General features: G+C 34.4%; 21 protein-coding genes, 1 pseudogene and 1 riboswitch. Of the genes and pseudogenes, 9 read left to right on the top strand and 13 right to left on the bottom strand.

What is annotated here, in order from left to right:
* Positions 1 to 218: 218 nt before the first annotated feature.
* A riboswitch (SAM riboswitch) is annotated at positions 219 to 323 on the bottom strand.
* 319 nt (positions 324 to 642) lie between these two features.
* Positions 643 to 1872 (top strand): chloride channel protein, encoded by a 1230-nt coding sequence (locus tag SJY24_RS03350; RefSeq protein ID WP_377863743.1) that lies wholly within the window; start codon positions 643 to 645, stop codon positions 1870 to 1872.
* A 187-nt stretch (positions 1873 to 2059) separates the two neighbouring features.
* Here the strand turns inward: SJY24_RS03350 and SJY24_RS03345 are convergent, their stop codons facing one another.
* A complete protein-coding gene (locus tag SJY24_RS03345; protein WP_377863742.1) occupies positions 2060 to 2755 on the bottom strand; it encodes a YjjG family noncanonical pyrimidine nucleotidase in 696 nt (231 codons plus the stop codon).
* Positions 2756 to 2861: 106 nt separating this feature from the next.
* Here SJY24_RS03345 and SJY24_RS03340 point away from each other — a divergent pair, with 106 nt between their 5' ends.
* Entirely contained in the window at positions 2862 to 3533 is a 672-nt protein-coding gene (locus tag SJY24_RS03340) for a transcriptional regulator YeiL (RefSeq protein WP_377863741.1), read from the top strand.
* Between the two features lie 57 nt (positions 3534 to 3590).
* Here SJY24_RS03340 and SJY24_RS03335 read toward each other — a convergent pair whose 3' ends face one another.
* From SJY24_RS03335 to SJY24_RS03325, 3 genes are all read right to left on the bottom strand, one after another.
* Positions 3591 to 4217, bottom strand: coding sequence for an FMN-dependent NADH-azoreductase (locus tag SJY24_RS03335; RefSeq protein ID WP_377863740.1), 627 nt, complete (start codon positions 4215 to 4217; stop codon positions 3591 to 3593).
* Between the two features lie 193 nt (positions 4218 to 4410).
* Complete coding sequence (locus tag SJY24_RS03330) at positions 4411 to 5058, bottom strand: response regulator (protein WP_098322702.1); 648 nt, start codon at positions 5056 to 5058, stop codon at positions 4411 to 4413.
* A gap of 21 nt (positions 5059 to 5079) precedes the next feature.
* Positions 5080 to 6651 (bottom strand): GAF domain-containing sensor histidine kinase, encoded by a 1572-nt coding sequence (locus tag SJY24_RS03325; RefSeq protein WP_377863739.1) that lies wholly within the window; start codon positions 6649 to 6651, stop codon positions 5080 to 5082.
* Positions 6652 to 6785: 134 nt separating this feature from the next.
* On the opposite strand from SJY24_RS03325, the gene pdxK reads away from it, so the two are divergent.
* On the top strand, positions 6786 to 7610 hold the full coding sequence (gene pdxK / locus SJY24_RS03320; protein WP_377863738.1) for a pyridoxine/pyridoxal/pyridoxamine kinase: 825 nt from the start codon (positions 6786 to 6788) through the stop codon (positions 7608 to 7610).
* Between the two features lie 96 nt (positions 7611 to 7706).
* Here the strand turns inward: pdxK and SJY24_RS03315 are convergent, their stop codons facing one another.
* The 8 genes from SJY24_RS03315 to SJY24_RS03280 all read right to left on the bottom strand — a co-directional run bounded on the left by SJY24_RS03315 (position 7707) and on the right by SJY24_RS03280 (position 17003).
* Entirely contained in the window at positions 7707 to 8762 is a 1056-nt protein-coding gene (locus tag SJY24_RS03315) for a diguanylate cyclase (protein ID WP_377863737.1), read from the bottom strand.
* Between the two features lie 146 nt (positions 8763 to 8908).
* Positions 8909 to 9112: a YbdD/YjiX family protein gene (locus tag SJY24_RS03310; RefSeq protein WP_097831403.1), complete on the bottom strand. Its 204-nt coding sequence runs from the start codon at positions 9110 to 9112 to the stop codon at positions 8909 to 8911.
* Positions 9105 to 11180 (bottom strand): carbon starvation protein CstA, encoded by a 2076-nt coding sequence (cstA, locus tag SJY24_RS03305; protein WP_377863736.1) that lies wholly within the window; start codon positions 11178 to 11180, stop codon positions 9105 to 9107. Before cstA ends, SJY24_RS03310 begins: the two co-directional genes overlap by 8 nt.
* 122 nt (positions 11181 to 11302) lie before the next feature.
* Complete coding sequence (locus SJY24_RS03300) at positions 11303 to 12019, bottom strand: LytR/AlgR family response regulator transcription factor (RefSeq protein WP_377863735.1); 717 nt, start codon at positions 12017 to 12019, stop codon at positions 11303 to 11305.
* A 210-nt stretch (positions 12020 to 12229) separates the two neighbouring features.
* Positions 12230 to 13429: an MFS transporter gene (locus tag SJY24_RS03295; protein WP_377863734.1), complete on the bottom strand. Its 1200-nt coding sequence runs from the start codon at positions 13427 to 13429 to the stop codon at positions 12230 to 12232.
* Positions 13430 to 13584: 155 nt separating this feature from the next.
* Entirely contained in the window at positions 13585 to 14325 is a 741-nt protein-coding gene (locus SJY24_RS03290) for a WecB/TagA/CpsF family glycosyltransferase (RefSeq protein WP_377863733.1), read from the bottom strand.
* A 21-nt stretch (positions 14326 to 14346) separates the two neighbouring features.
* Positions 14347 to 15456, bottom strand: coding sequence for a glycosyltransferase family 4 protein (locus SJY24_RS03285; protein ID WP_377863732.1), 1110 nt, complete (start codon positions 15454 to 15456; stop codon positions 14347 to 14349).
* Positions 15457 to 15551: 95 nt separating this feature from the next.
* Positions 15552 to 17003: an O-antigen ligase family protein gene (locus tag SJY24_RS03280; protein WP_377863731.1), complete on the bottom strand. Its 1452-nt coding sequence runs from the start codon at positions 17001 to 17003 to the stop codon at positions 15552 to 15554.
* Positions 17004 to 17498: 495 nt separating this feature from the next.
* Here SJY24_RS03280 and SJY24_RS03275 point away from each other — a divergent pair, with 495 nt between their 5' ends.
* The 3 genes and pseudogenes from SJY24_RS03275 (at position 17499) to SJY24_RS03265 (ending at position 19555) form a co-directional block, all read left to right on the top strand.
* Complete coding sequence (locus tag SJY24_RS03275; protein ID WP_000924379.1) at positions 17499 to 18131, top strand: trimeric intracellular cation channel family protein; 633 nt, start codon at positions 17499 to 17501, stop codon at positions 18129 to 18131.
* A gap of 125 nt (positions 18132 to 18256) precedes the next feature.
* A pseudogene (locus SJY24_RS03270) lies at positions 18257 to 18751 on the top strand (protoglobin family protein); the annotation flags it as partial.
* Positions 18752 to 18853: 102 nt separating this feature from the next.
* Complete coding sequence (locus SJY24_RS03265; protein WP_377867206.1) at positions 18854 to 19555, top strand: methyl-accepting chemotaxis protein; 702 nt, start codon at positions 18854 to 18856, stop codon at positions 19553 to 19555.
* A gap of 91 nt (positions 19556 to 19646) precedes the next feature.
* Here SJY24_RS03265 and SJY24_RS03260 read toward each other — a convergent pair whose 3' ends face one another.
* Entirely contained in the window at positions 19647 to 20960 is a 1314-nt protein-coding gene (locus SJY24_RS03260; RefSeq protein WP_377863730.1) for an ArnT family glycosyltransferase, read from the bottom strand.
* Between the two features lie 364 nt (positions 20961 to 21324).
* On the opposite strand from SJY24_RS03260, the gene SJY24_RS03255 reads away from it, so the two are divergent.
* The 3 genes from SJY24_RS03255 (at position 21325) to SJY24_RS03245 (ending at position 23135) form a co-directional block, all read left to right on the top strand.
* Entirely contained in the window at positions 21325 to 21837 is a 513-nt protein-coding gene (locus tag SJY24_RS03255; RefSeq protein ID WP_000412118.1) for an acyl-CoA thioesterase, read from the top strand.
* Between the two features lie 218 nt (positions 21838 to 22055).
* On the top strand, positions 22056 to 22784 hold the full coding sequence (locus SJY24_RS03250; RefSeq protein ID WP_000021472.1) for a glycosyltransferase family 2 protein: 729 nt from the start codon (positions 22056 to 22058) through the stop codon (positions 22782 to 22784).
* A gap of 6 nt (positions 22785 to 22790) precedes the next feature.
* Positions 22791 to 23135 (top strand): DUF2304 domain-containing protein, encoded by a 345-nt coding sequence (locus tag SJY24_RS03245; protein ID WP_002143937.1) that lies wholly within the window; start codon positions 22791 to 22793, stop codon positions 23133 to 23135.
* Positions 23136 to 23150: the final 15 nt, after the last annotated feature.

The raw sequence follows: 23150 nt of genomic DNA, 5'->3' as shown, positions 1-23150 counted from the left end.
TTTCTTTTATCCCGCTATTTGCGGCCAATAAGACTCCCACCTCAAAATTCAGCGAATGCAAGTTAGGCGGGAGATAACTGCCCGATTGGTGTGGGCTAATAATCAGTGGGGAGGGACAAAACCCCACTGATTTAAAGTTTCACTTTATGCAAAATAAAAAACTGCCCCTTTCCTGAAAATAAGAAAGGAGCAGTTTGAAAACACGCTCTAAAGGCTCTTTCTTATCTCTCAGGATTATTACCTGCAGGATTTGGCACAATTCCGTTATACGGCTGTTGCCAAGGTTTCATCGGGCCTGTCCCTCCACCTTTTCTTGATAAGACTATGCAATTACCGTTGATTTTATAGCAATAATTTCCTGATGTCAATCTGTTTTTCTGAATGTTCTAAATTAAATGCGAGAACTTTAATATAAACAACAAAAGAAATATATTCCATATTCATTTAAAAAAGACCTTTTAAAAACTTCGATCAATATATAGAATTAAATAAGTAGTTTAAGCGTATAGGTTCAAGATTCTCACGAGACCTCAATATATTGAATAAGCCAACCTTTCAAAAAGATACTATATATATTCAATTCATTTCACACTAGCATATTTAATCCTTTCTACATTAAAACTTACATAACGGAGGTATAACATGACAAATAAAAAGGACAGGCACTATATACTCGTCCTATATGGCATTCTTTTAGGCTCTATAGTAGGAGCTACAGTCTGGTTATTTTTAGTTACGATAAATATCGGAATTCACTTTATTTGGGGATACTTACCTACTATTTTCTCTTCTCCCCCTTATTACACCATTTGTGTAACAATTATCGGTGGTATCCTCGTTGGTTTAACACAAAAATACTTCGGTACATATCCACGTCTCATGCCCGAAGTGATGGCTGAATATAAAAAAACAGGTAGAATTGAATACACTTTTGTACATAAAGCTACTTTAACTGCGATTATCGTTTTAATATTTGGAGCTAGTTTAGGCCCGGAAGCAGCACTTGTTGGAATTATCGGCGGACTTTGTACATGGGTAGGAGATCGCTTTAAATTTGCTTTAAAGGGAATGAATGAACTAACAGAGGTTGGAATTGGCGCTACTTTAAGTGTAATTTTTAATGCACCATTATTCGGTTACTTAGCCCCGAATGAAAATGAGGGTGAACAAATTAACGAATTTTCTAAAGGAAAAAAAGCAATTGTATATTTAGCTACCACTTTTGCTGGTTTTTCCGTTTATTTATTGCTTAGTAAACTCGATAATCGTGGATCCTTTATTGTTGATTTCGGGGAAGGTTCCCTTTCTCTTAATGAATGGATCGCCTTTCTACCACTTGCTAGCATTGGTGCTATAGTTGGTTTCTTTTATTTCAAATTAGAATTCACATTAGAGAAATTAATCCACCCCTTCAAGGAATACAAGGTATCACTTGGAATTATAGGCGGTATTTTATTGGGGATCACAGGAACTTTTCTCCCGTACACGTTATTTTCAGGGGAACATCAATTAAAAGATTTAGTCGTTGAATGGAGCCATTTATCCTTCTGGGTACTACTTCTTTCCGGGGTTTTAAAATTATGTATTACTGCCGTTTGTTTAAATACGGGTTGGCGCGGCGGACATATTTTCCCAATTATATTCGCTGGATCAAGTATCGGATATGCTATAGCTTCTATTATCCCTATAGATCCAATAGCCTCTGTGGCCATTGTCACCACAGCCATTTCAAGCTATGCATTAAGAAAACCAATAGCTATAACATTACTATTACTCATGTTTTTCCCGCTCAATTTATTATTACCAATGCTCGGAGCGGCAGCAATTGGTAATGCATTTCCACTTCCTAAAAGCAATGAAGCTACAAACTAATACATACAGGCAGTAGGGACAAAAGTTCCACCGCCTGTTTTTATCCCGCTATTTGCGAGCAGTAAGACTCCCACCTCAAAATCCGGCAAGTGCGAGGGAGTTGGGTGGGAGTCTTACTGCCCGATTGGTGAAGGCTAATAATCAGTGGGGGATGGCCAAAATCCACACTGATTAAAGTTTCACTTTATTAAACATGCTGCTTTAATAGCGCGTATAACTCTTCAAAACTATGCACTTCATATGTTGGCACAATCTCACTATTATTTGGTTTCTTTTCTGAATTAAACCAACAAGTATCAATTCCCGCTACATATCCACCTTTAATATCAGCACTTAACGAATCCCCAATAATGAGCCCTTCTTCAAAAGCGAAATTAGGAATCCTTTCAAAAACATAATCAAAATACTCTTTCATTGGCTTTTGGAATCCCGTATCTCCAGAAACAAAAATATCTTTAAACAATGAATGTAATCCTGCATTACGTAAACGTTTATCTTGCGTCTTAGAAATACCGTTTGTCACTATATATAAATCATACTCACTTTGAATTTGATTTATAAATTCAAATGCACCTTGCATGAGTTGGTTTCCTTCTTCTAAGTAGATACGATAATTATTTTCGAATAATATCCCATCTACTTCTTCCCCGTACTCTTTAAACAAAATCGAAAATCGTGTATTTACGACTTCATCACGGTTTATTTCACCTTCTTCAAAAGCATCCCAAAGGCTTTTATTAATTTTTTTATACTGCGCTTCAACCTCGCTAGTTAAAGGAATCCCTTTCTCTTCAAAGAGCATACGTAACGCCACTTTTTCCGCCTTCTGAAAATCTAACAATGTATCATCTACATCAAATAGCAATGTTTTATATTTTTTCATAAACCCCTCACACTCTCTTTTCTACAAAAACAAATTTACATAAATCGTATCATTCTTCCTTGTAAAAATAATAGGAGATATCTCATACTAAACATGAGGTGAAAACATGAAAGTCAGTAAAAATAGCGAAGAAATCTCTCATTACATGCAAACTCACAACTTCCATACCCTTTTTTCTTTTGATGTCTTACCGTATGTTGAACTACATTCCTTTCAAAAGAAAGAAAGGATATGTAATGAAGGAGTTGATTTCCCTTATCTTTATTACTTAATTTCTGGAAAAGCGAAAATATATATGAGTCACAAAAATGGAAGGGTCTCCTTAATTAACCTTATTCAAGCACCTTCGTTCATTGGAGAATTAGGGTTAATTGGCGTAGAGTCCGTTACGAAAACGGTGGAAGTGATTGAAAATTGTATGTGCTTAGCACTTCCTCTTAAAGATTGTCAGCATCTTTTATTGCAAGATGCTACCTTTCTAAAGAAACTATGCAAATTTATCGGCGAAAAAACAATTACCCGAACAGAAAGTTACGCAAAAAACAATAGTTATCCGTTCGAAAATCGATTAGCAGCATTTATTCTATTAACAGAACAAAATAACAGTTATACAGAAAAACATACCGAGGCTTCGGAATACTTAAATGTCAGCTACCGTCACCTTTTATATGTATTAAACCAGTTTTGCCAGCAAAACTATTTAAAGAAAGAAGGCCGAACATATTATATACAAGATCGAAATCAATTAGAAAAACTTGCTGACGAGCTGAAAATATAAAAAACAGCATTAACATAAAAGTTAATGCTGTTTTTTGAGTGGCGATTATAATTTAAATTAAAATTTGCTTGCTACTTTAGCTGCTTCTTCAAGACCTGCAGTAATGATTTCTTCTGCTTTATCTGGGAATTGGTTATGTCCCTCGATAACTACCGTTTCCATGTTTGTTGCACCGAAGAAGCCCATCATGCTTGCTACATATTTAACAGCCATTTCCACTTCAGCTGCCGGTCCTTCAGAATATACGCCGCCGCGTGCATTTAATAACGCAATTTTCTTATCTCCAATAAGTCCAACTGGACCTTCTGGTGTATATTTAAACGTTTTACCAGCACGGTTTAAATAATCAATATACGTGTGTAATACGGCTGGAATCGTTAAGTTCCATAATGGGAAACCGAAAACAACTTTATCAGCTTCTAAAAATTGATTTAAATACTTATCAGCAACTGCTACTACTTTTGCTTCTTCTTCTGTTAAATCAAATTCTCTGCTTGCTTTGAATGTACCATTAATCATATCTACGCCTACATATGGTAATTCTTCTTTATATAAATCAAGTTCTACTACTGTATCATTTGGATGTGCTTCTTTATAGTTTGCCAAAAATGCCTCGTATAATTTCACACTTACTGCTTGTTCCGCTGGGCGGTTGTTTGCTTTTACAAATAAAACTGTTGCCATGATTCTTTTCCTCCTACTACTCACTCTTATGTTGTTATATATTACTTACGAAAAAGGGTTACTCCCTTGTAATTGTTGTTGCTTACAAATATATTTTATCTTTATATCAAGACAATTTCGTCCTCACATAGACGTATTTTTTCATAAAAAAAGTCCACCTTCTAAAGGCGAACTAGGTCCTACGACTTTGGTCTTATACAATTCCGTTTTTCACTGCATATAACGCTGCTTGTGTGCGGTCGGATAAATGTAACTTACTCAAAATACTACTCACATGAGCTTTAACAGTTTTTTCTGTAATAACTAAAACAGCGGCGATTTCTTTATTACTCATTCCTTTCGCTAATAGCTGCAATACTTCATTTTCTCTTGCTGTTAGCACATCCACTTGAATGGAAGGCTCTTCTTCTTTCTCTTCCTCCGGTAATGTTTGAGAGAGAAGAGCATTTGCTATATCGGGATGTAATTGAATATTACCCTTATACGCGCTTCGAATAGCTTCAACAAGTTGATCTGGTTCTACATCTTTTAAAATATAACCACTTGCTCCAGCTTTCAATGCTGGCAATACATGAGCCTGATCAGAAAAACTAGTTAAGACAATTACTTTCACATTTGGGTATTCTTTTTTAATGCAGGCTGTTGCCTCAATTCCATCCATCTCAGGCATATATAAATCCATTAATACGACATCTGGACTCGTTTCGCCTACTTTCACTAACGCCTCTTTTCCATTATTGGCCTCACCAACTAATTCAAAATCTTCCTGTGTACTTAGAAAAAACGCTAATCCTTTTAAAACGACTGTATGATCATCAACTAACAATACTTTTATTTTCACAAACTTCCCTCATTTTTCACATCATAATGGTACATTTACTTTTACACTCGTTCGTTTCTCGCTGCTTGTAATTTTAATCGTCCCACCAACTAATTCTACTCTTTCGCGCATCGTAGTCATACCGAGTGATTTCTTCTCTTTTATATCCTTTTCTACAAAGCCGTTTCCTTGATCGACTATTTCTAATGATACATTCTTCTCCGTCACTTTGAAATAAATCGTCGCTTCTCTGACATTTGCATGCTTACTTACGTTATTTAAAGCTTCTTGTCCAATTCTCCAGAGCGCTTCTTCTACTACGCGGGGCAAATCACGAACACCTGTAACTTGTTCCCGAATTTTCAATCCCAAACTTTCACCATATTGTTTTAAAGCTGGTAATAGTCCTTTCTCTAATCCCGCTGGACGTAGTTGCCAAATTAACGTCCTCATTTCTTTTAAGGCACCTTGCGCTAGTTCACGCATCTCATGCAAAGATCGATCCACCTTTTCATTTTGACCTTTTAAAACTGCCTCAGCCCCTTTTGTCATAAAGGTTAACGAAAATAGCTTTTGTGAAACAGAATCATGTAAATCTCTTGCTAACCGGTTCCTTTCTTCCATTCGTACAAGTTCGCGTCGTTGCTCATTTAACCTTAAATTTTCTATCACGAAAGAAATATGATTTGTTATTGCTTGAAGTACATCTGTCGTATTCACATCAAATTCACCATTATTTGAACTAACACATAAAACACCAAATATGTGACTTTGAATTTGTATTGGTGAGGCAATAACCGTCCTATTAGAGGCTATCTTATGACTGATTTGATGGTTTAATAAAATAGGTTCACCTTTTTCTAGTGCTTCTTTCGCTGCTTCTTTTATATCCTCTTGTAATTCTTCCTGGCAATAAGATGCCCGCAAAGCTAATTCTTTCTCTTCCCTAATAAAGAATGCGACTTGATTCCACTGAAACACTTCACCTAATTGATTTACAACTTTTTCAGGCAATATATTAAATTGATGAATCGTTCTTAAAACTTGAATGAACCGTTCTAATTTCACATAATAATGCGCTCTTCGCTTTTCATTTTCATATAACTTTGCTCGTTTTAAAGCCGTTCCAATTTGGAAAGCAACTGATTGAAGCAATACTAATTCTTCTTCTGAAAAATGTGTTTTACCTGGGCTTGCCACATTTAACAAACCAAATTTTTCCCCTCCAGCCTTTAAAGGAACCGTAGCATGATGAAGAATTCCTTCTGTATCTCCCCAATTATATTCAATTGCATTATTAATTCTTTTACATTCAATAATATTAACAGCTCGCTCTAACTTTCCATCCACAAAGCCACGTAAACACCAACATTCACCTTCACACATCGGGCGTTTGTTTTCATATGTAAGTGCCTCTGGTAACTGGTAATCGATTAATTTCGTATATCTCCCATTTTCATCCGCAAGAAAAATCCATCCTGTCGTTAAACCTGTTACACTAAGTAATTTTTCTAGCACTGCTTGCAATACATGATATGTATCATTTGATGTATTTAGCGTTTCTGCAATTTCTTTTAATATAACTAATTCATTTGTACGATTATCTCGAAACATACCTAATCTCCTACATACAAGATTTTAAATCTCTCCTAAAGTAAATCATCTACTTTTCACTTTGTACTTATTCGTAACATTGATATAATGGTGAAAACATAGTTTTCATTATATCACTTGAGGGGGCTTTCATAATGACATTAAATAAGGCACTTACTATCGCTGGTTCTGACACAAGTGGCGGTGCTGGTATACAAGCAGATTTAAAAACATTCCAAGAACTTGGTGTATACGGAATGACATCTCTTACGACAATCGTAACGATGGATCCACATAACGGTTGGGCACATAACGTATTCCCAATCCCAGCTTCTACATTAAAACCACAATTAGAAACGACAATTGAAGGTGTTGGAGTAGATGCTTTAAAAACAGGTATGCTTGGATCAGTAGAAATTATTGAAATGGTTGCTGAAACAATCGAAAAACATAATTTCAAAAATGTAGTAGTTGACCCTGTTATGGTATGTAAAGGTGCTGATGAAGCATTACATCCTGAAACGAATGATTGTTTACGTGACGTTCTTGTTCCAAAGGCATTAGTTGTAACGCCAAACTTATTTGAAGCGTATCAATTAAGTGGTGTGAAAATTAATTCTCTTGAGGACATGAAAGAAGCTGCAAAGAAAATCCATGCTTTAGGTGCTAAATACGTACTAATTAAAGGTGGTAGCAAACTAGGTACAGAAACTGCTATTGATGTATTATATGATGGTGAAACATTCGATCTTCTAGAATCAGAAAAGATTGATACGACAAATACACACGGTGCAGGTTGTACATATTCTGCTGCAATTACAGCAGAACTTGCAAAAGGAAAAACTGTAAAAGAAGCGGTAAAAACTGCAAAAGAATTCATCACAGCTGCGATTCGTCATTCATTCAAAATTAACGAATATGTAGGACCAACACATCACGGTGCATACCGCAAATTCGTTGCACAGAAAGAGCTTGTCTAATAATAAATTAAAAAACATACTAAAACCGGCAGAGCATTCATTGTTCTGTCGGTTTTAGTATGTTTTGCAAAATGTTTTAAAGTACTCCCCTAATTTCTATGATGCTGAACTAACTTGGTTTCTACCATTTCTTTTTGAATAATATAATGCATCATCCGCTGCTTGAATAAATTGCTCAGGTGATTTTTTATACTCTGAAATCCCAACAGAAACTGTAATTTTAATTTTTGTCCCGTTTTTCAGGTGGAATGAATGCTTTTCAACAGCTAGTCGAATTTGTTCCCCTATACGAGTCCCAAATACTAATCCCTTTTTCGGTATCAACAGGGCAAATTCTTCGCCACCCTTTCGAAAAACCAAATTAGAGAATGGTCCATTCTCTAACAAAATACGCCCTACTTGTTTTAACACTTCATCCCCAGCAGGATGACCGTATGTATCATTTACATACTTAAAGTGATCAATATCGATAAGTAATAAACAGAGTGAATCATTTTTCATATACTTGTTACCAATATGACGATTCATCTCTAAATCAAATTGCCTTACATTCCCTAGATTCGTTAATGCATCTATCGTTGCATAATGCTTCATCGTTTGAAATAATTCATTCGATTGCAATACGTAACTTGCACTTACAAATGTGATGTATGCCGCTACAATACAACAAACTAAATATAATGACACTACATATATATCCTTAAATAAAATATAAAGTGGCAGTATTAAAATAGACAAACTGTACACATTAAACCATATCCATTTTGTAAATATAGAAATTTCCATTCGCCAAATAAGGGTAATGCCAATCCCTGTTGCCACGATAGTATAGCAAGCCAATTCAGAGGCTAAAGAATACTCAGTAAAAAATACCCGCGTTATTAAAATGATTATAACTGTTATACTACTAGCTATTGGGCCGCCAATTATAATTGCCAAAACAACAGCTAAATAACGTAAATCCAACATAATATTTTCAATATGTACACCAAAATGCATCAACAATATACTCAATATTCCAGTTAAAATACCGATCAAACATTTCTGCCAAAAAGAGAATCCTTCTTTTAATGGCTTATCTCTTAAAAGCTGAGCACCCACAAAGATAAAGGAAAGAATGATTGTCATATTTACAAATAGATCTCTGAACATAAAATAATCTCCCTACTTTTTCTTTTCCATCTATCCCTTTCTATATGCTATTGTATTACGGAATCCCTATAATTCCCAATATTTTTCATTTTACTGTTCCACGTGGAACAGCAAAATAAAAAGGAGACGAAATTTCGTCTCCCCCATTAACAACATCGTGATATCTTTCCACCTTTTGCATTAAATCTAGCTTCTTGTGCCTCAGCAAAAAATTGCTTTTGACATAGAATTTTCTCTTCTGGATGATGTGCTTTCATATGATTTACATACGTTTCATAACTCGGAACTCCAACAAGTAAACTAATAAATTGCTTTCTCTTTCCCCATACGTTCCGTAAACTTTTAAGCATAGTTCCTCGACTCACTTTCATCTCTAGGAATATATGGCGCCTCTTTTAGCGGCATCGGCTTATTTCTTAATACTTGGATCCAAATTCGAAGTGCAGAGATTAATACAGCGATTACAACTATCATAAAAATCCCACAAAGTGCTGCATCAATATAATCATTGAAAATAATTTGCTTCATCTGAGCGACATTTTTAGCTGGCGCTAACACTTTCCCCTCATCTAATGCTCCCTGAAACACCTTTGCATGGGATAGAAATCCTATTTTAGGATTTTCATGAAATAGCTTTTGATAACCAGCTGTCATCGTTACAATAAGTAATCCTATAGTCGGAATAAGCGTTACCCAAACGTATGCCTTTTTTCCCATTTTGAATAAAATTGTCGTTCCAAGTAATAGTGCAATCCCTGCTAACATTTGATTTGCAATACCGAAAAGTGGCCATAGCGTATTAATTCCGCCAAGAGGGTCTACCACCCCTTGATATAAGAAGTACCCCCAGCCTAATACGCATAACGTTGTAGCAACCACATTCGCTATTGTGGAATCTGTTTTCGCAAACGGCTTGTACACATGCCCTAAAATATCTTGAATCATAAATCGTCCTACACGTGTTCCAGCATCAATCGTTGTTAAAATAAATAGTGCTTCAAAAAGAATGGCAAAATGGTACCAAAATGCCATCATCGCCGTTCCACCTATTACTTGTGAAAATATATGTGCCATACCAATTGCTAATGTTGGTGCGCCACCTGTACGTGATAAAATAGTCTGTTCTCCGACGTTAACAGCAAGTTCTTTTAATTCATTCGGTGTAATAGCAAATCCCCACGAAGAAATAACTTGAGCCGCTTGTGATACATCTGTTCCTATCAGTGCTGCTGGACTATTAATTGCAAAATAAGTTCCTGGTGTTAATACGCAAGCTGCAATCATAGCCATCGCTGCTACAAATGATTCCATTAACATTGCCCCATAACCAATTGGCTGTGCATGACCTTCTTGCTCAATCATTTTCGGCGTCGTACCTGATGAAACGAGAGCGTGGAATCCAGACACAGCACCGCAAGCTATTGTAATAAATAAGAACGGAAATAAATTCCCCGAGAAAACAGGGCCTGTTCCGTCAATAAACTTAGATACTGCCGGCATCTTCAAATCTGGAGCTACAATTAAAATACCAATTGCTAATCCAAGTATCGTTCCTATTTTTAAAAATGTACTTAAATAATCACGTGGTGCAAGGAGCATCCAAACTGGTAATGCCGATGCAATGAATCCATATACGATAAGCATAATAGCAATTGTTTCGCCACTAAAAGTAAACATACTTGCAAGTGTTGGATTTTCTGCTACATACTGTCCACCAATAAGCGATAGGACTAGTAAAACAATACCAATTACTGATCCTTCCCCTACTCGCCCTGGTCTAATGTAACGCATGTAAACTCCCATTAAAATAGCAATCGGAATCGTTGCTGCGATTGTAAACATTCCCCATGGGCTTCCAACAAGCGCCTTCACCACTACTAAAGCTAATACTGCTAATAAAATTATCATAATACCTAAAATACCAATCATCGCAATTAATCCTGTAACAGGACCAATCTCATCTTTAATCATTTCTCCTAATGATTTACCGTTACGTCTCATTGAAGCAAATAAAATTACAAAATCTTGTACAGCTCCAGCAATAACTACTCCAACAATAATCCAAATCGTCCCGGGTAAATAGCCCATCTGCGCCGCCAAAATTGGGCCTACTAAAGGACCTGCCCCTGCAATCGCTGCAAAGTGATGGCCAAATAAAACCCATTTATTTGTCGGAACATAATCCTTCCCATCATTTAATGTATGAGCAGGTGTTTGCCTATTATTATCTAGTCCGAAAACTTTCCTCGCTATAAATCTACTATAAAAGCGATAAGCAATCGCATACACTGATACAGCAGCAACTAATAGCCATATAGCATTAATTGTTTCGCCTTGAGATAAGGCTATTACACCAAAAGCAGATGCTCCTAGTGCTGCAATAACTCCCCAAAGTAAAATTGATTTCAACGTTTTCACATACAATCCCCCCATTACTACTTCTTAGTGGAGATTGTACTAAATTTTCTGAATATTTAAGTTAAATCCTCCTTATCATGAAGGATTTCTAGTTTATCATGTTAAAATTCTCTCATTACTTGTCATAGTTCAATTTTATTTCGAAGTCGTTTTACATAATTACGACTTACTGGAATCGGTTGCTCATCGTACCCGTCTAAATACAAATTATACGTGCCATTATAATAAGGCTTAAGTTCTTGTACATATAACATATTAATTAAATAACTTTTATGTACACGTAAAAAATCATATGCATTAAGCTTATTTTCTAATTCCTGAAGTGTATATGTTGAAATATGATGATTATTCGTTGTATAAATTGAAACTGTTTTATTTTCCTTATTTTTACTTACATATATAATATCCTCTGGAAAAATATATCTAATTCCCTCATGGACTTCTATCGGCAGTTTACGCAAATGACTCTTTGCTTTCTCACTTTTTTCTTTCCCCATTTTATATAAAATGAATTGTAAATCTTCTTCACGAAATGGTTGCAATAAATAATAAAATGCTTGGAAACGAAAAGCTGTAATTGTCTCTTCTATATCCTCACCAATAAAAATAAATTTTGTATAACAATTCACTTCTCGTAACAAGCTCGAATATTCAAAACCCGTGCCGTCTACTAATTGCGAATTTAAAAAAACAAAATCAGGTGTATGTTTTTTCATTATTAGCAAAGATTCTGTTCCGGTTCTCGCTTCAAAACATTCTACATTTCGAATGTTCTCAGTAAAGTACTCAACTAATTTTCTTCGCTCTTCTGTCTCTTCCATGATAAGTAAAATTTTCATTTATCCAACCACCTAATTCCTTTGTCCATATGTCCTGTTGTATACATTCGCTTTAGTAAGAAACAATCCCTTTTTCTTACTATACCATTATTTATCTAAAAAAACAGAAAAAAGGAAACCACTTTGGTTTCCCCTTTTCTTTTATCTCGATTGGTGCGTGCTAATAATCAGCGGGAAACGGGCGAAACCTCCACTAATTAAAGTTTTACTTTATACCAATTCCTGCTGTTTCGTTTCTTGCCCAAGCATAATCACAGCAAGTGCCCCAATTAAAATTGATCCACAGAAAATCGTAAATATTAGCGATAGTGAAGCTTGTGAAGCAACTAGATACCCTACTAATAATGGTCCAAGAATACCACCAATACGTCCAAATGCCGCTGCCATTCCTGCACCTGTACCGCGAATAACTGTTGGATACTGTTCAGGTGTATAAGCGTATAATGCACCCCAAGCACCTAAGTTAAAGAAGGATAATAACATACCCGCAACTATTAATGCTGTTAATGAATCAGCGATTCCGAACACATAAGCGCTACATGCTGTACCAATTAAGTAAGTAACCAATACAAATTTACGACCAAGACGTTCAATAAACCATGCGGCTGTAAAATATCCTGGTAATTGAGCTAATGTCATAATAAGTACGTACTGGAAACTTTTTATTAAACTAAAACCTTTCAGTACCATTACACTAGGTAACCAAAGGAACATTCCATAATAGGAAAAGACAACACAAAACCATAAAATCCATAACATAATTGTTGCTTTACGATACTTCCCAGACCAAACTGATTTTATATTCTCAATAATAGATGGCCTCTTTTCAACCTTTTGAAACCTTGGAGAGTCGGGTAAATTCCATCTTAAATATAAAGCATATAAAGCCGGAACTGCACTTAATACCATCGCAACTTCCCAACCGTATTTAGGAATCACAAAATACGAGATAAGTGCTGCAATTAACCAGCCACCAGCCCAAAAGCTTTCCAATAGTACAACTATTTTCCCACGTTCATGCGCTTCAACGCTCTCTGATACAAGGGTAGATGCAACTGGGAGTTCTCCGCCGAGTCCCATACCAATTACAAAGCGTAATACGAGGAACATTGCGAGTGTCGTCGTTAAGGCTGTTAAGCCACTACCAATAGAAAATAGTAATAATGTAATAATGAAGACCGATTTCCGTCCTATTTTATCTGATAGCACCCCAAAGACGAGTGCTCCTACAGCCATACCAATTGAGTTAATACTACCTATCCAACCCATCTCTTGAGTACTTAATCCCCAATCTTTTTGTAACGCCACTATTACAAATGAAAGCATTCCAACATCCATTGCGTCAAATAGCCATCCAAGCCCTGCTATACCAAGTAGCTTTCGCTTCGAAATTTCTTTTACCTTGCTCACAAGAAGTCCTCCTTACACAGCTGTCTTTACACATCATTTTACATGTGTGTATTGCATAAGTAAAATACTTTCGTGTAAAAAATTTCTCCTTCATCATTCCCAAAAAATAAAATGTTTATCAAAAATGAACAAATAAAAAAAGTAGCGATATTCCGCTACTTTTTTGAACGCATTACTTCTTTTAAAAACTCGGCTAATACTAACTGACGACGCCAGCGTGTTGGATTACTACACAATCTGTAAAACCACTCTAAATGAATAGCTTGAATCCATTTTGGCGCACGCTTTACCTCTCCAGCCCACACATCTAAACTACCGCCTACTCCAACGGCCATTTTCGTTTCTAAGCGATGCTTATTGTTTTGGATAAAGTTTTCTTGCCTTGGGAAGCCAAGTGCAACAAGTAATAGATCTGGTTTTGCTTCTTGAATACGTGAAACAATATTCTCTTCTTCTTCTTGTTTAAAATATCCATCTTGTATACCCACGATAGATGCAGCCGAATATGTCTTCGTTAAATGATCAGCTGCGGCTTGTACAACATGTGGTTTTGCACCTAATAAGAAAACAGATACTGATTTATTCTCTTCTGATAACTTTGCAAATAAATTACTCATTAAATCAAATCCAGCTACCCGCTCTTTTAAAGGTGTACCAAGCATACCACTTGCTTTAACAACCCCGATACCATCAGGTGTAATTAAATCTGTATTTAGTAATGTTTTATGGAATTTTTCATCCTTTTTTGCGCACATAACAATTTCAGGATTCGCTGTTACTACCTGAAAAGTATGAGTTTGCTCCAATTCTAGTTGTTTCTTTAAATATTGGATTGTTTCATCCATTGTCATTGTAGAGAAAGGAACACCTAGAATATCAACTGTTTGTACTGCCATATTTAACTATCCTCTCTATCATTAAAGGTTTTTCGTTATTAATTGCTGATATGTTTCTTTCGTATCTTCATATAATTTTTGAAGTGAGAAGTTCATAGTAGCATGCTCATAAATATGTTTGCCCATTGCTGCTAACTCTCCAGTTTTCCACTTATCATACGCTTCTTCTAATGCCGATGCTAATGCTTTTCCATCACCAGTTGGCACAATCCATCCGTAAGTTTCATCTGCAATTAACGGCTCGATTTCTCCCGCTCTAGTCACAATTGATGGTACACGTTGATTTGCTGCTTCCAATAAAACTAATGGAAATCCTTCGCTATGGGAAGTTAATAAATTTACATGTGATGAAGCAAATAATTGTTTCACATCTTGACGGTGCCCTAAAAATTCAACTTTATCATTAATTCCTTTTTCAGTAGCTAACGCCTTTAACTCTCCTTCTAACGGCCCGTCACCAACTAATAATACTTTAATCTTCTCCAATTTTGTTTGTTGTAACGCATCGAATAAAACTTCATGTCCTTTAACAGGATGCAGACGTGCTACTTGGATTGCCGTAAACACATCTTCATCAATATTAAACATTTCCTTTTTATTATAGCCAGCTGCTTTTTCCTGATCATATTCAATACCATTATAAATAACATGCATCTTTTCATCTGAAATACCTACTGCCGCTAAGCTTTTTTTCAACCTATTCGTTACAACAAAAAATAAATCTATATTTTTTAAAGCTTTTAAATTTAACTTAGTAAAAATCCAACCTTTTAGACCTTGTTTAGTAAAGTCTTGAAATGGATCACTATGAATTGTCGTTACCCATTTTGCCGCGAATTTCTTTTTCATTAAAGAAACAAAGAAATTTGCCCTAGGACCGTGTGTATGAACTACATCAAATTTTTCTTTATTAATGAATTCACTTATGTTTTTTAAAATGGATAAATCATAGCGAGATTTTTGTGAAAACACATGAACTTTTATTCCTAGCTCTCTTGCTTCTTTCGCAACAATTCCATCTTCAAATACTGCTAATTCTACTTCACCATCCGGAAACTGATCGAGCAGTGAAATAATATGTGTTTTTCCTCCACCATCTTCTGCTCCTGCATTCATATGCAATATCCTCATATTTTTTCCTCCTTTAAATCCTCGCTACATTTCCATCTATCTTTATTTTACTGTACTAAAAAATAAAAGCTAACAAAAGTTAGCTTTTATTTTTATCATTCAATTTCTAGATCTACGATTAGATAAGCTAACACCACTACAAAGTAAATCCCTACTCCTGGTGCTGTCAAAATATGTCCTGCAATATATGCAATACCTAATGCTAATACTAAGCTCGCTGTAATCATTCCATATTTCACATTAAATATTTCCTTAAATCTTGTAACAAATGCTAGTAGGATTCTTACGCCGTAATAAATAAATGGAATCATCATTAACGCAAAACCAATAATTCCGAAATCATAAAACCAATCATGGAAGTCCATTTCGATTAGCTTTGGATCTGGCTGCTTTTGTTCATTATATTTATAGTTACCTGCATAACCCATTCCTAATAACTTTTGTGACATTGGCGCTTCTTTAAAGAATTGCTTATGTCTCTCTTCATATACTTGACGTCCACTGAAAATAAGATTTTCTTGATTTTCTTTCTTTTGCTCTTTCTCAAGCTCTTTCTTAACTTCCGCTTCTACCTTCGCCTTTTCTTCTGGCTTCTCAACTTTATGTTGTTTTTCTTCTTTTTTAATTTTCTCTTTAATTTCTTTTTCTTTTTGACCTTGCTGCGCTACATTTTGTTCTGATAAATAGTTGTTATGAATACCCATATTTTGTGCTAATGGCGTCATTTTAAACGTTCCGACAACACCAGCTAATAGAACAATAGCAATTAATCCATTAAGTACAAGAGATTTTTTGTTCGGGTTTTTTCTATCAAATAATAATTGTAGTACAATAATCCCGATTGCTGCCGCTAATGTAGCACCAATTGAGCCCATTCCTACTTTCGTACCAACTTGAATTAAAGAGTAAATCATTAGAAGCGATGGAATCCAATATAAAACGTGCTTCACGCTCTTTGTTTTTTGAATAGAATATAGTACTACAATAGGGAAAATAATAGCTAAGATCGACCCTAGTTCATTACCTGCATAGAACCATCCTCGGGAACCAACCTTCATCCATTGATAACTACCAAAGTCTGTAGATGTCGAAATAGAAATAACCATAATAGCGTTAATGATTAATGTTGAATACACAATACTATTTCTGACTTTGTCGCTAATATTTACTTTCTTTTTCAATGATTTTAAAGCTAAAATGTATGATCCTAGCATGATATATATATATAATGCCTTCGCAACAAACTTAACTTCTTCACTAAGTACAATAGGATTCTTAACTAGTTTATTATTAATAAACCCTATCCCTAAAACTACTGCTAATAATATTAAGTAAATTAAAAACTTCCTATTTTCCTTCTCTTTTGCCTGAATTAAAATGTAAATACCACCCACAGCCATAATAAGAAATCTGACCAAAATCCCAACAGTGGCATTTGATTTTAATAAAACGATGCTAAGAGACGTTAATAAATCTAAAACAGGCTGTAAAATAATAAAAAAGAGCAAAAAATGCTCAAATCTAACCCTAGCTTGATTTGCTAACATTCCAAGACCTCCATACAAAATCTTTACATTATCTTTTAATCATAGTTTTCTACTGTTTAAACACACCTAGCAATTATAACATAACTCATATTTAAATTGAGAACTATTTTTCATGCCAAAACTAGTCAAATCCAGCATTATTAGTAACCGAAAACATTGTCCTTTAGCTATCCTTCCCTATCCCTATAAAAACTATCTAACACATATACACTTATTTTCGACCGCACAAAAATATTTTTTTATCATTTTATACAAATGTACAAATCGGACTTCTCTTATTGTACCATCCATCCAACTAAGCTACATCAAAAAACTATACAACGAATTTTTCCACACTTTTTCGCTTTACTTTATTGCTACTTATCAAGCATTTTCAAACGCTTTCTTTAGCTATTTCATCCATTTTTCTACATGTAACGAAAAGTAATTGTTATTTCCAAAACTTTAGTGTATATTTTTTCTCTGGAACATCTTTAAGAGGAAGGAATTAAAGCCATGTTGTTAATCGATATATTTACGTTTCTTGGCATTATCGCCGCTGCCATTTCTGGTACATTAGTTGGTTTGAAAAAAGATCTAGATTTATTTGGTGTCCTTTGTTTAGCTGTAGCTACTGCGCTCGGCGGCGGTATTATTCGTGATATTATGATTGGTAACCTGCCTCCTGTCGCATTTGTAAAACCCATTTACTTTTTCGTAAGTGTACTATCAGCATTATTCACATGTATGTTTTTTGAGCGCATTAATAAACTTCAAGTTGTTATTATGCTTTCTGATGCTGTTGGTTTAGGTGTATTTACAGCTATTGGTGCAAATGCAGCAATGTCACATCACGTTGACGCCTCGTTTTTAGTCGTTTCAATGGGAGTTATTACAGGTATTGGGGGCGGTATTTTACGCGACATTTGCGCTCAAGATATCCCGTATGTATTCCGGAAAGAAATATATGCAATTGCTTCTATTTTAGGAGCAGTTAGTTTCCTAATTACACATGCAATGGGGGCACACGTCTTAGCTTTCTATGTTTGTTTATTAATAACATTCATTATTCGTGTAGTCACCGTAATATATAATGTACATTTCCCAGTTTTCTTTAAAACACATGCAAAAATTAATAAAGGCCATTAAGAGAATTCTACCTAGAATTCTCTTAATTTATATACAATTCCATATACTATAGAGTAATTGTATATAAAAATATATAATTATATAATAATAACAAAAATGAAAACGCTTCACAAACAGGGGGAAGAATGATGCTTGGGGTTTTCAAAAAAAATAAAACAAACACCAGTATACTCGAATTAAGTAAGGGCCAACAAATAATATTTAACGTGCCTGCTAATTCTGAACTAAAAACTCAAATGGATATGCTACATATTTCAAAGGAAGATTTACAAATTGTAAAAGTGTTACAGCCGTTTATTTATGAGGAAATAGATTGGATAACAGAAAAATTTTACACCAACATCACAAAACAACCTAATTTAATTGCTGTTATTGAACGCTACAGCTCTATTCCAAAATTAAAGCAAACTTTAAAGACACATATTAAAGAATTGTTCAGCGGGGATATGAATGAAGATTTTATTAAACAACGTGTTAGAATTGCAAAAAGGCATGTACAAATTGGTTTACATAGAAAATGGTATACTGCAGCTTATCAAGAATTATTCCGCTCCGTCATGAAGATTTTACAAACGAAAATTTCAACGATAGATGATTTTTCTTATTCTATAAATGTAATAAATAAATTATTCACATTAGAGCAAGAACTTGTTATTGCGGCTTATGAATCTGAATATGAAAGAATTCAAAAAGAACATGAAAAAGAAAAAGAGCTGACAGCTATGACGATTACACATATTGCAACAGAACTAGCGGCAGTATCTGAAAAAACAAGCTCTTCTATTCAACAGTTAACATCTAAATCAGAAAGTATCGTAGGAATTGCAAAAACAGGTACATCATTAGCTACGACATCAGAAGAAAAGGCCAATAAAGGAAAAGAACAATTAAATTTGCAAAACAAACGAATGGAAAGCATTCAAGCAAATATGGAAACTATTATTACTGATACTCGTGAACTTCTTGATATTTCTAACAAAATTAACGAAATCATTGATATTGTAAAATCAATCGCCGAGCAAACAAATTTACTAGCATTAAATGCTGCTATTGAATCTGCACGTGCTGGCGAATTTGGTAAAGGTTTTTCAGTCGTAGCGGGAGAAATCCGAAAGTTATCAGAGCAAACGAAAGAATCAATTTCCAACGTTACAAAACTCGTTGAAAAAACTAACGAACAAATTATACACGTCTCTTCTTCCGTGGAACAAATAAGCTCTCTCGTATCTGAAGGGACAGATAGTATGCATGCGACAGATCAATATTTCCAAGAAATCGTAAAAGATATGTCTAACTCTAAAGAACAAAATAAAAAAATTGAAAATGAATTAGAGACTATCTCACAAGTAATGAAGAGTATTCAAGACGATTCCTCAACAATGGCCTTAACAGCGGATAATTTACAACTAGAACTAAACCGATAAGACGAATCGATATAAAGTGGAGATTCTTCATCTCCGCTTTGCATTCATCCTTATCATCCATCTACAAAAAAAGAATCCAAAATGGATTCTTTTATTTTCTAAAAAATATTTTTTGGCAATAAAAATAACTCATATAAACACCAAAGCTTTGTAAAATAAACAAAGCTGGCATAATAATATTATAATATGCCATATCTACTCGGAAGAGCCTTAACGACACGTATCCGGTAATTAATAATACAAACAACATATATCCTTCATTTTGCTGTTTCTTAATTAGAAAATGTAATAAAGCTATGGCCATAAATAATGTCACCACTATATATATAAGCTTTTCACATTTAAAAATAATAGAATTTATTCCCTCGTCTGAAAGCTGGTTAATAACTGGTTTTAACAGTTTAAATCTCTCTAATTCCATTTCCTTTAACTCTTGATCAATATGCTCTTTTACACTTTGATTTTTGGATTCTTTTTCTTCATTTTGACTTTTTCCAATTAAAACAGATTGGACATACGTCTGATTAGAAATCGTATACTGTGACATTCCCATCATCTTGATACCATAGCTCACACCAAAATGAGTACTATAAAATAGAATAAGTATCCCTATCATTTTTAATAGTAATTTCTGCTTCGTTGCTGATTGAAACACTTCAATTAACAGCACATATGCAGCTATAAAAATAGGTAAAAATAACCCCATCGGAAAAATCATATTGCTAAATGCAAATAAAACAGCTGGAATTACCCACATATAAGGATGATCCAATCCTTTATATAAAAGTATATAACAAGCACAATAAAATAAAAATATTGCGAGTGATTCCGCCGTTAATACAGAACTCATAAATATATTTGGAATATATAAAGCATAAAACACGGACGCAATACGACCACACTCTTCTCCAAAGACCATTGACGCAATGCGATAAATGAAAAATGCAGTTCCTGTACAAAATAGAATATTAAATAGTTGTAAAGCGAATACCGTATCACCAAATATACGGATGATGATCGATTCATAAATAATAAAAGGTAACTGCGCTACATTCTCTATATTATTGCCAATTGCAATCTGCTTCGCAGACTCATACATAGCTTTCATATCACCTATTATTGGACCATCTACACATAGAACTGTGATAAATCTTACAACTATAGATATGCTTATAAGAAAGATAAGAAATTGTTTATCTGTAAAACGATACTGCAAAATCGATGCCACTAACAAAATAAGAATAACAAAAATCACTAATACGATTGTTATACTTGTTGTACTTCCCCCAAAAAATGGCTTACTTGTTTCAAAAGCTGACCAACAACTATAAACAAAAAATGTGAGCATCGTACCAATCGTTATTTTACTGAAGAAAGACGAAAAATTTGTTTGTATATGATTCATATGTCCATTGCACCTCTACTTCCATTTATAACAAAACGATTCTATCATGAATAGGCACAAGGTTAATAGGGAATTTCTATGACAAATACATAGTCATTACTTTTTCACTTGCAATGTAAGCGAATCCTCTTTTACACTACATTTTATATACGATAAATTTTCTTTCAGTTACATGAATACAAATACAGAAATTTCAATAAAGTGGAACTTTAATCCGTAGGGGTTTTGTTCATCTTCCACTGACTATTAGCCTGCTATTCGCGGGATAATCCTCTTGGAACACTTTACTTCATTAAATATCTAATATGAGTACTCCACTTACACATGTCACTCTGATTGAAAACAGAAAATAGGGGATGAATATATGGAAAAGAAATTCATGCGAGAATCAAAAGCAATTAAAACAACACGTGTTTTTCCTAATGATTTAAATAATCACCAAACACTTTTCGGGGGAAAATTATTAGCAGAAATTGATAGTATCGCTTCAATTGCAGCTGCGAGACATAGCCGCAAACATTGCGTAACAGCATCTATCGATTCCGTTGATTTTTTAACTCCAATTCACCAAGCAGATTCTGTTTGTTATGAAGCATTCGTATGTTATACAGGAAAGTCTTCAATGGAAGTTTTCGTAAAAGTAATTGCAGAGGATCTACTAGCAGGCGAGCGTAGAATGGCCGCAACGTGTTTCATTACATTTGTCGCATTAAAAGACGGAAAACCTTCATCTGTACCACAAGTAATTCCTGAAACAGAGGAAGAACATTGGCTACATACAACTGGTTCAGAGCGTGCAGAAAATAGAAAAAAAGGACGTTTGAAAAGTAAAGAAATGGCTGAAGTGTTAACTTTAAGTAAGCCTTGGAATATGTAACATTAGGATTTTATCTTATACATGCACAGGTTTTTTCTTCCTTGCATGTATTTTTTATTATAGTAAAGTGTTACGCCTTAGCATTTTTATTCGATGCCTGTTCCCTAAAATCGCCCATCAGCTTTTCCTTTATTTTGTTATACTATTAATGGTATATTAAATAATGTTCGTTTAAAAATAACCATAATATGATTAAGTATATAAGGGATGGTGCGGTAATGTCTATTGAGGTACCAATTTCAATACCAAAGACGCTTATTATTATTCCAGCGTATAACGAGGAAGAAGCAATTGCAGATACATTAACAAGATTATTAGAACTAAAACAGCATTTTACAGCATTAAGCATTTGCGTTATTAATGATGGATCAAAAGATAAAACAGCTCAAATCGTAAAAGATTTCCCTGTTCATCTTGTTAATCTACCATATAATCTAGGTATCGGTTCAGCTGTACAAACTGGATATAAATACGCTTATGAGAACGGATATGATATTGCGATTCAGTTCGATGCCGATGGGCAACATAACCCTGATGATTTATACAAAATTATACAGCCTATTGCCGAGGATCAATGCGATATGGTGCTGGGTTCACGTTTTACAGAAAAAACAGCATATAAAGGTAGTATTTCCCGAAGAATCGGTATTTTTTATTTTACCGCTCTATTGAAAGTACTAACAAAACAAACATTTATGGATCCAACTTCTGGGTATCGTGCTATCAATCGAGAAGTAATTAAGATTTTTGCACACAATTATCCAAAAGATTATCCAGAACCAGAGGTCCTTATTCATTTAAAAAAGAAAAAACTCCGCATTAATGAAATATCTGTAAATATGCAAGAGCGACAAGGTGGACAATCTTCCATCACTCCCCTTAAATCTGCATATTACATGGTTAAGGTAAGCCTTGCTATATTGATGCAAAAAATCGTGAAAGGTTGATAATGAATGCATATAATTACCTTTTCATTCATCTTTATTTTATTACTATTCTTCTCAATTATTAATTCCATTCGTCGTGGGACTTTAGAAACAAAATATGCTATTTTATGGATTTTCGTTTGTATTACAATGGCTATTTTAAGTTCTACGGATAAAATTATAAATTGGATTGGAAAACTATTAAACGTAGAATATCCTCCGTCCATTTTATTCTTATTCGGACTACTATTCTGTTTTATCTTAATTTTTGACCTGACGAGAAAAATCTCCAAATTACACCATCAACTTGTAACATTAACGCAAGATTATGCATTATTAAAACAAAAATTAAAGATAACAGATAAGGAATAACTTCCTAACTAAATA

The sequence above is a fragment of the Bacillus sp. R86525 genome, assembly GCF_042466195.1.
Classification (GTDB): Bacteria; Bacillota; Bacilli; order Bacillales; family Bacillaceae_G; genus Bacillus_A; species Bacillus_A nitratireducens.
Note: the sequence above shows the minus strand (reverse complement) of the source record. Positions and strands in the feature narration are given on the sequence as shown.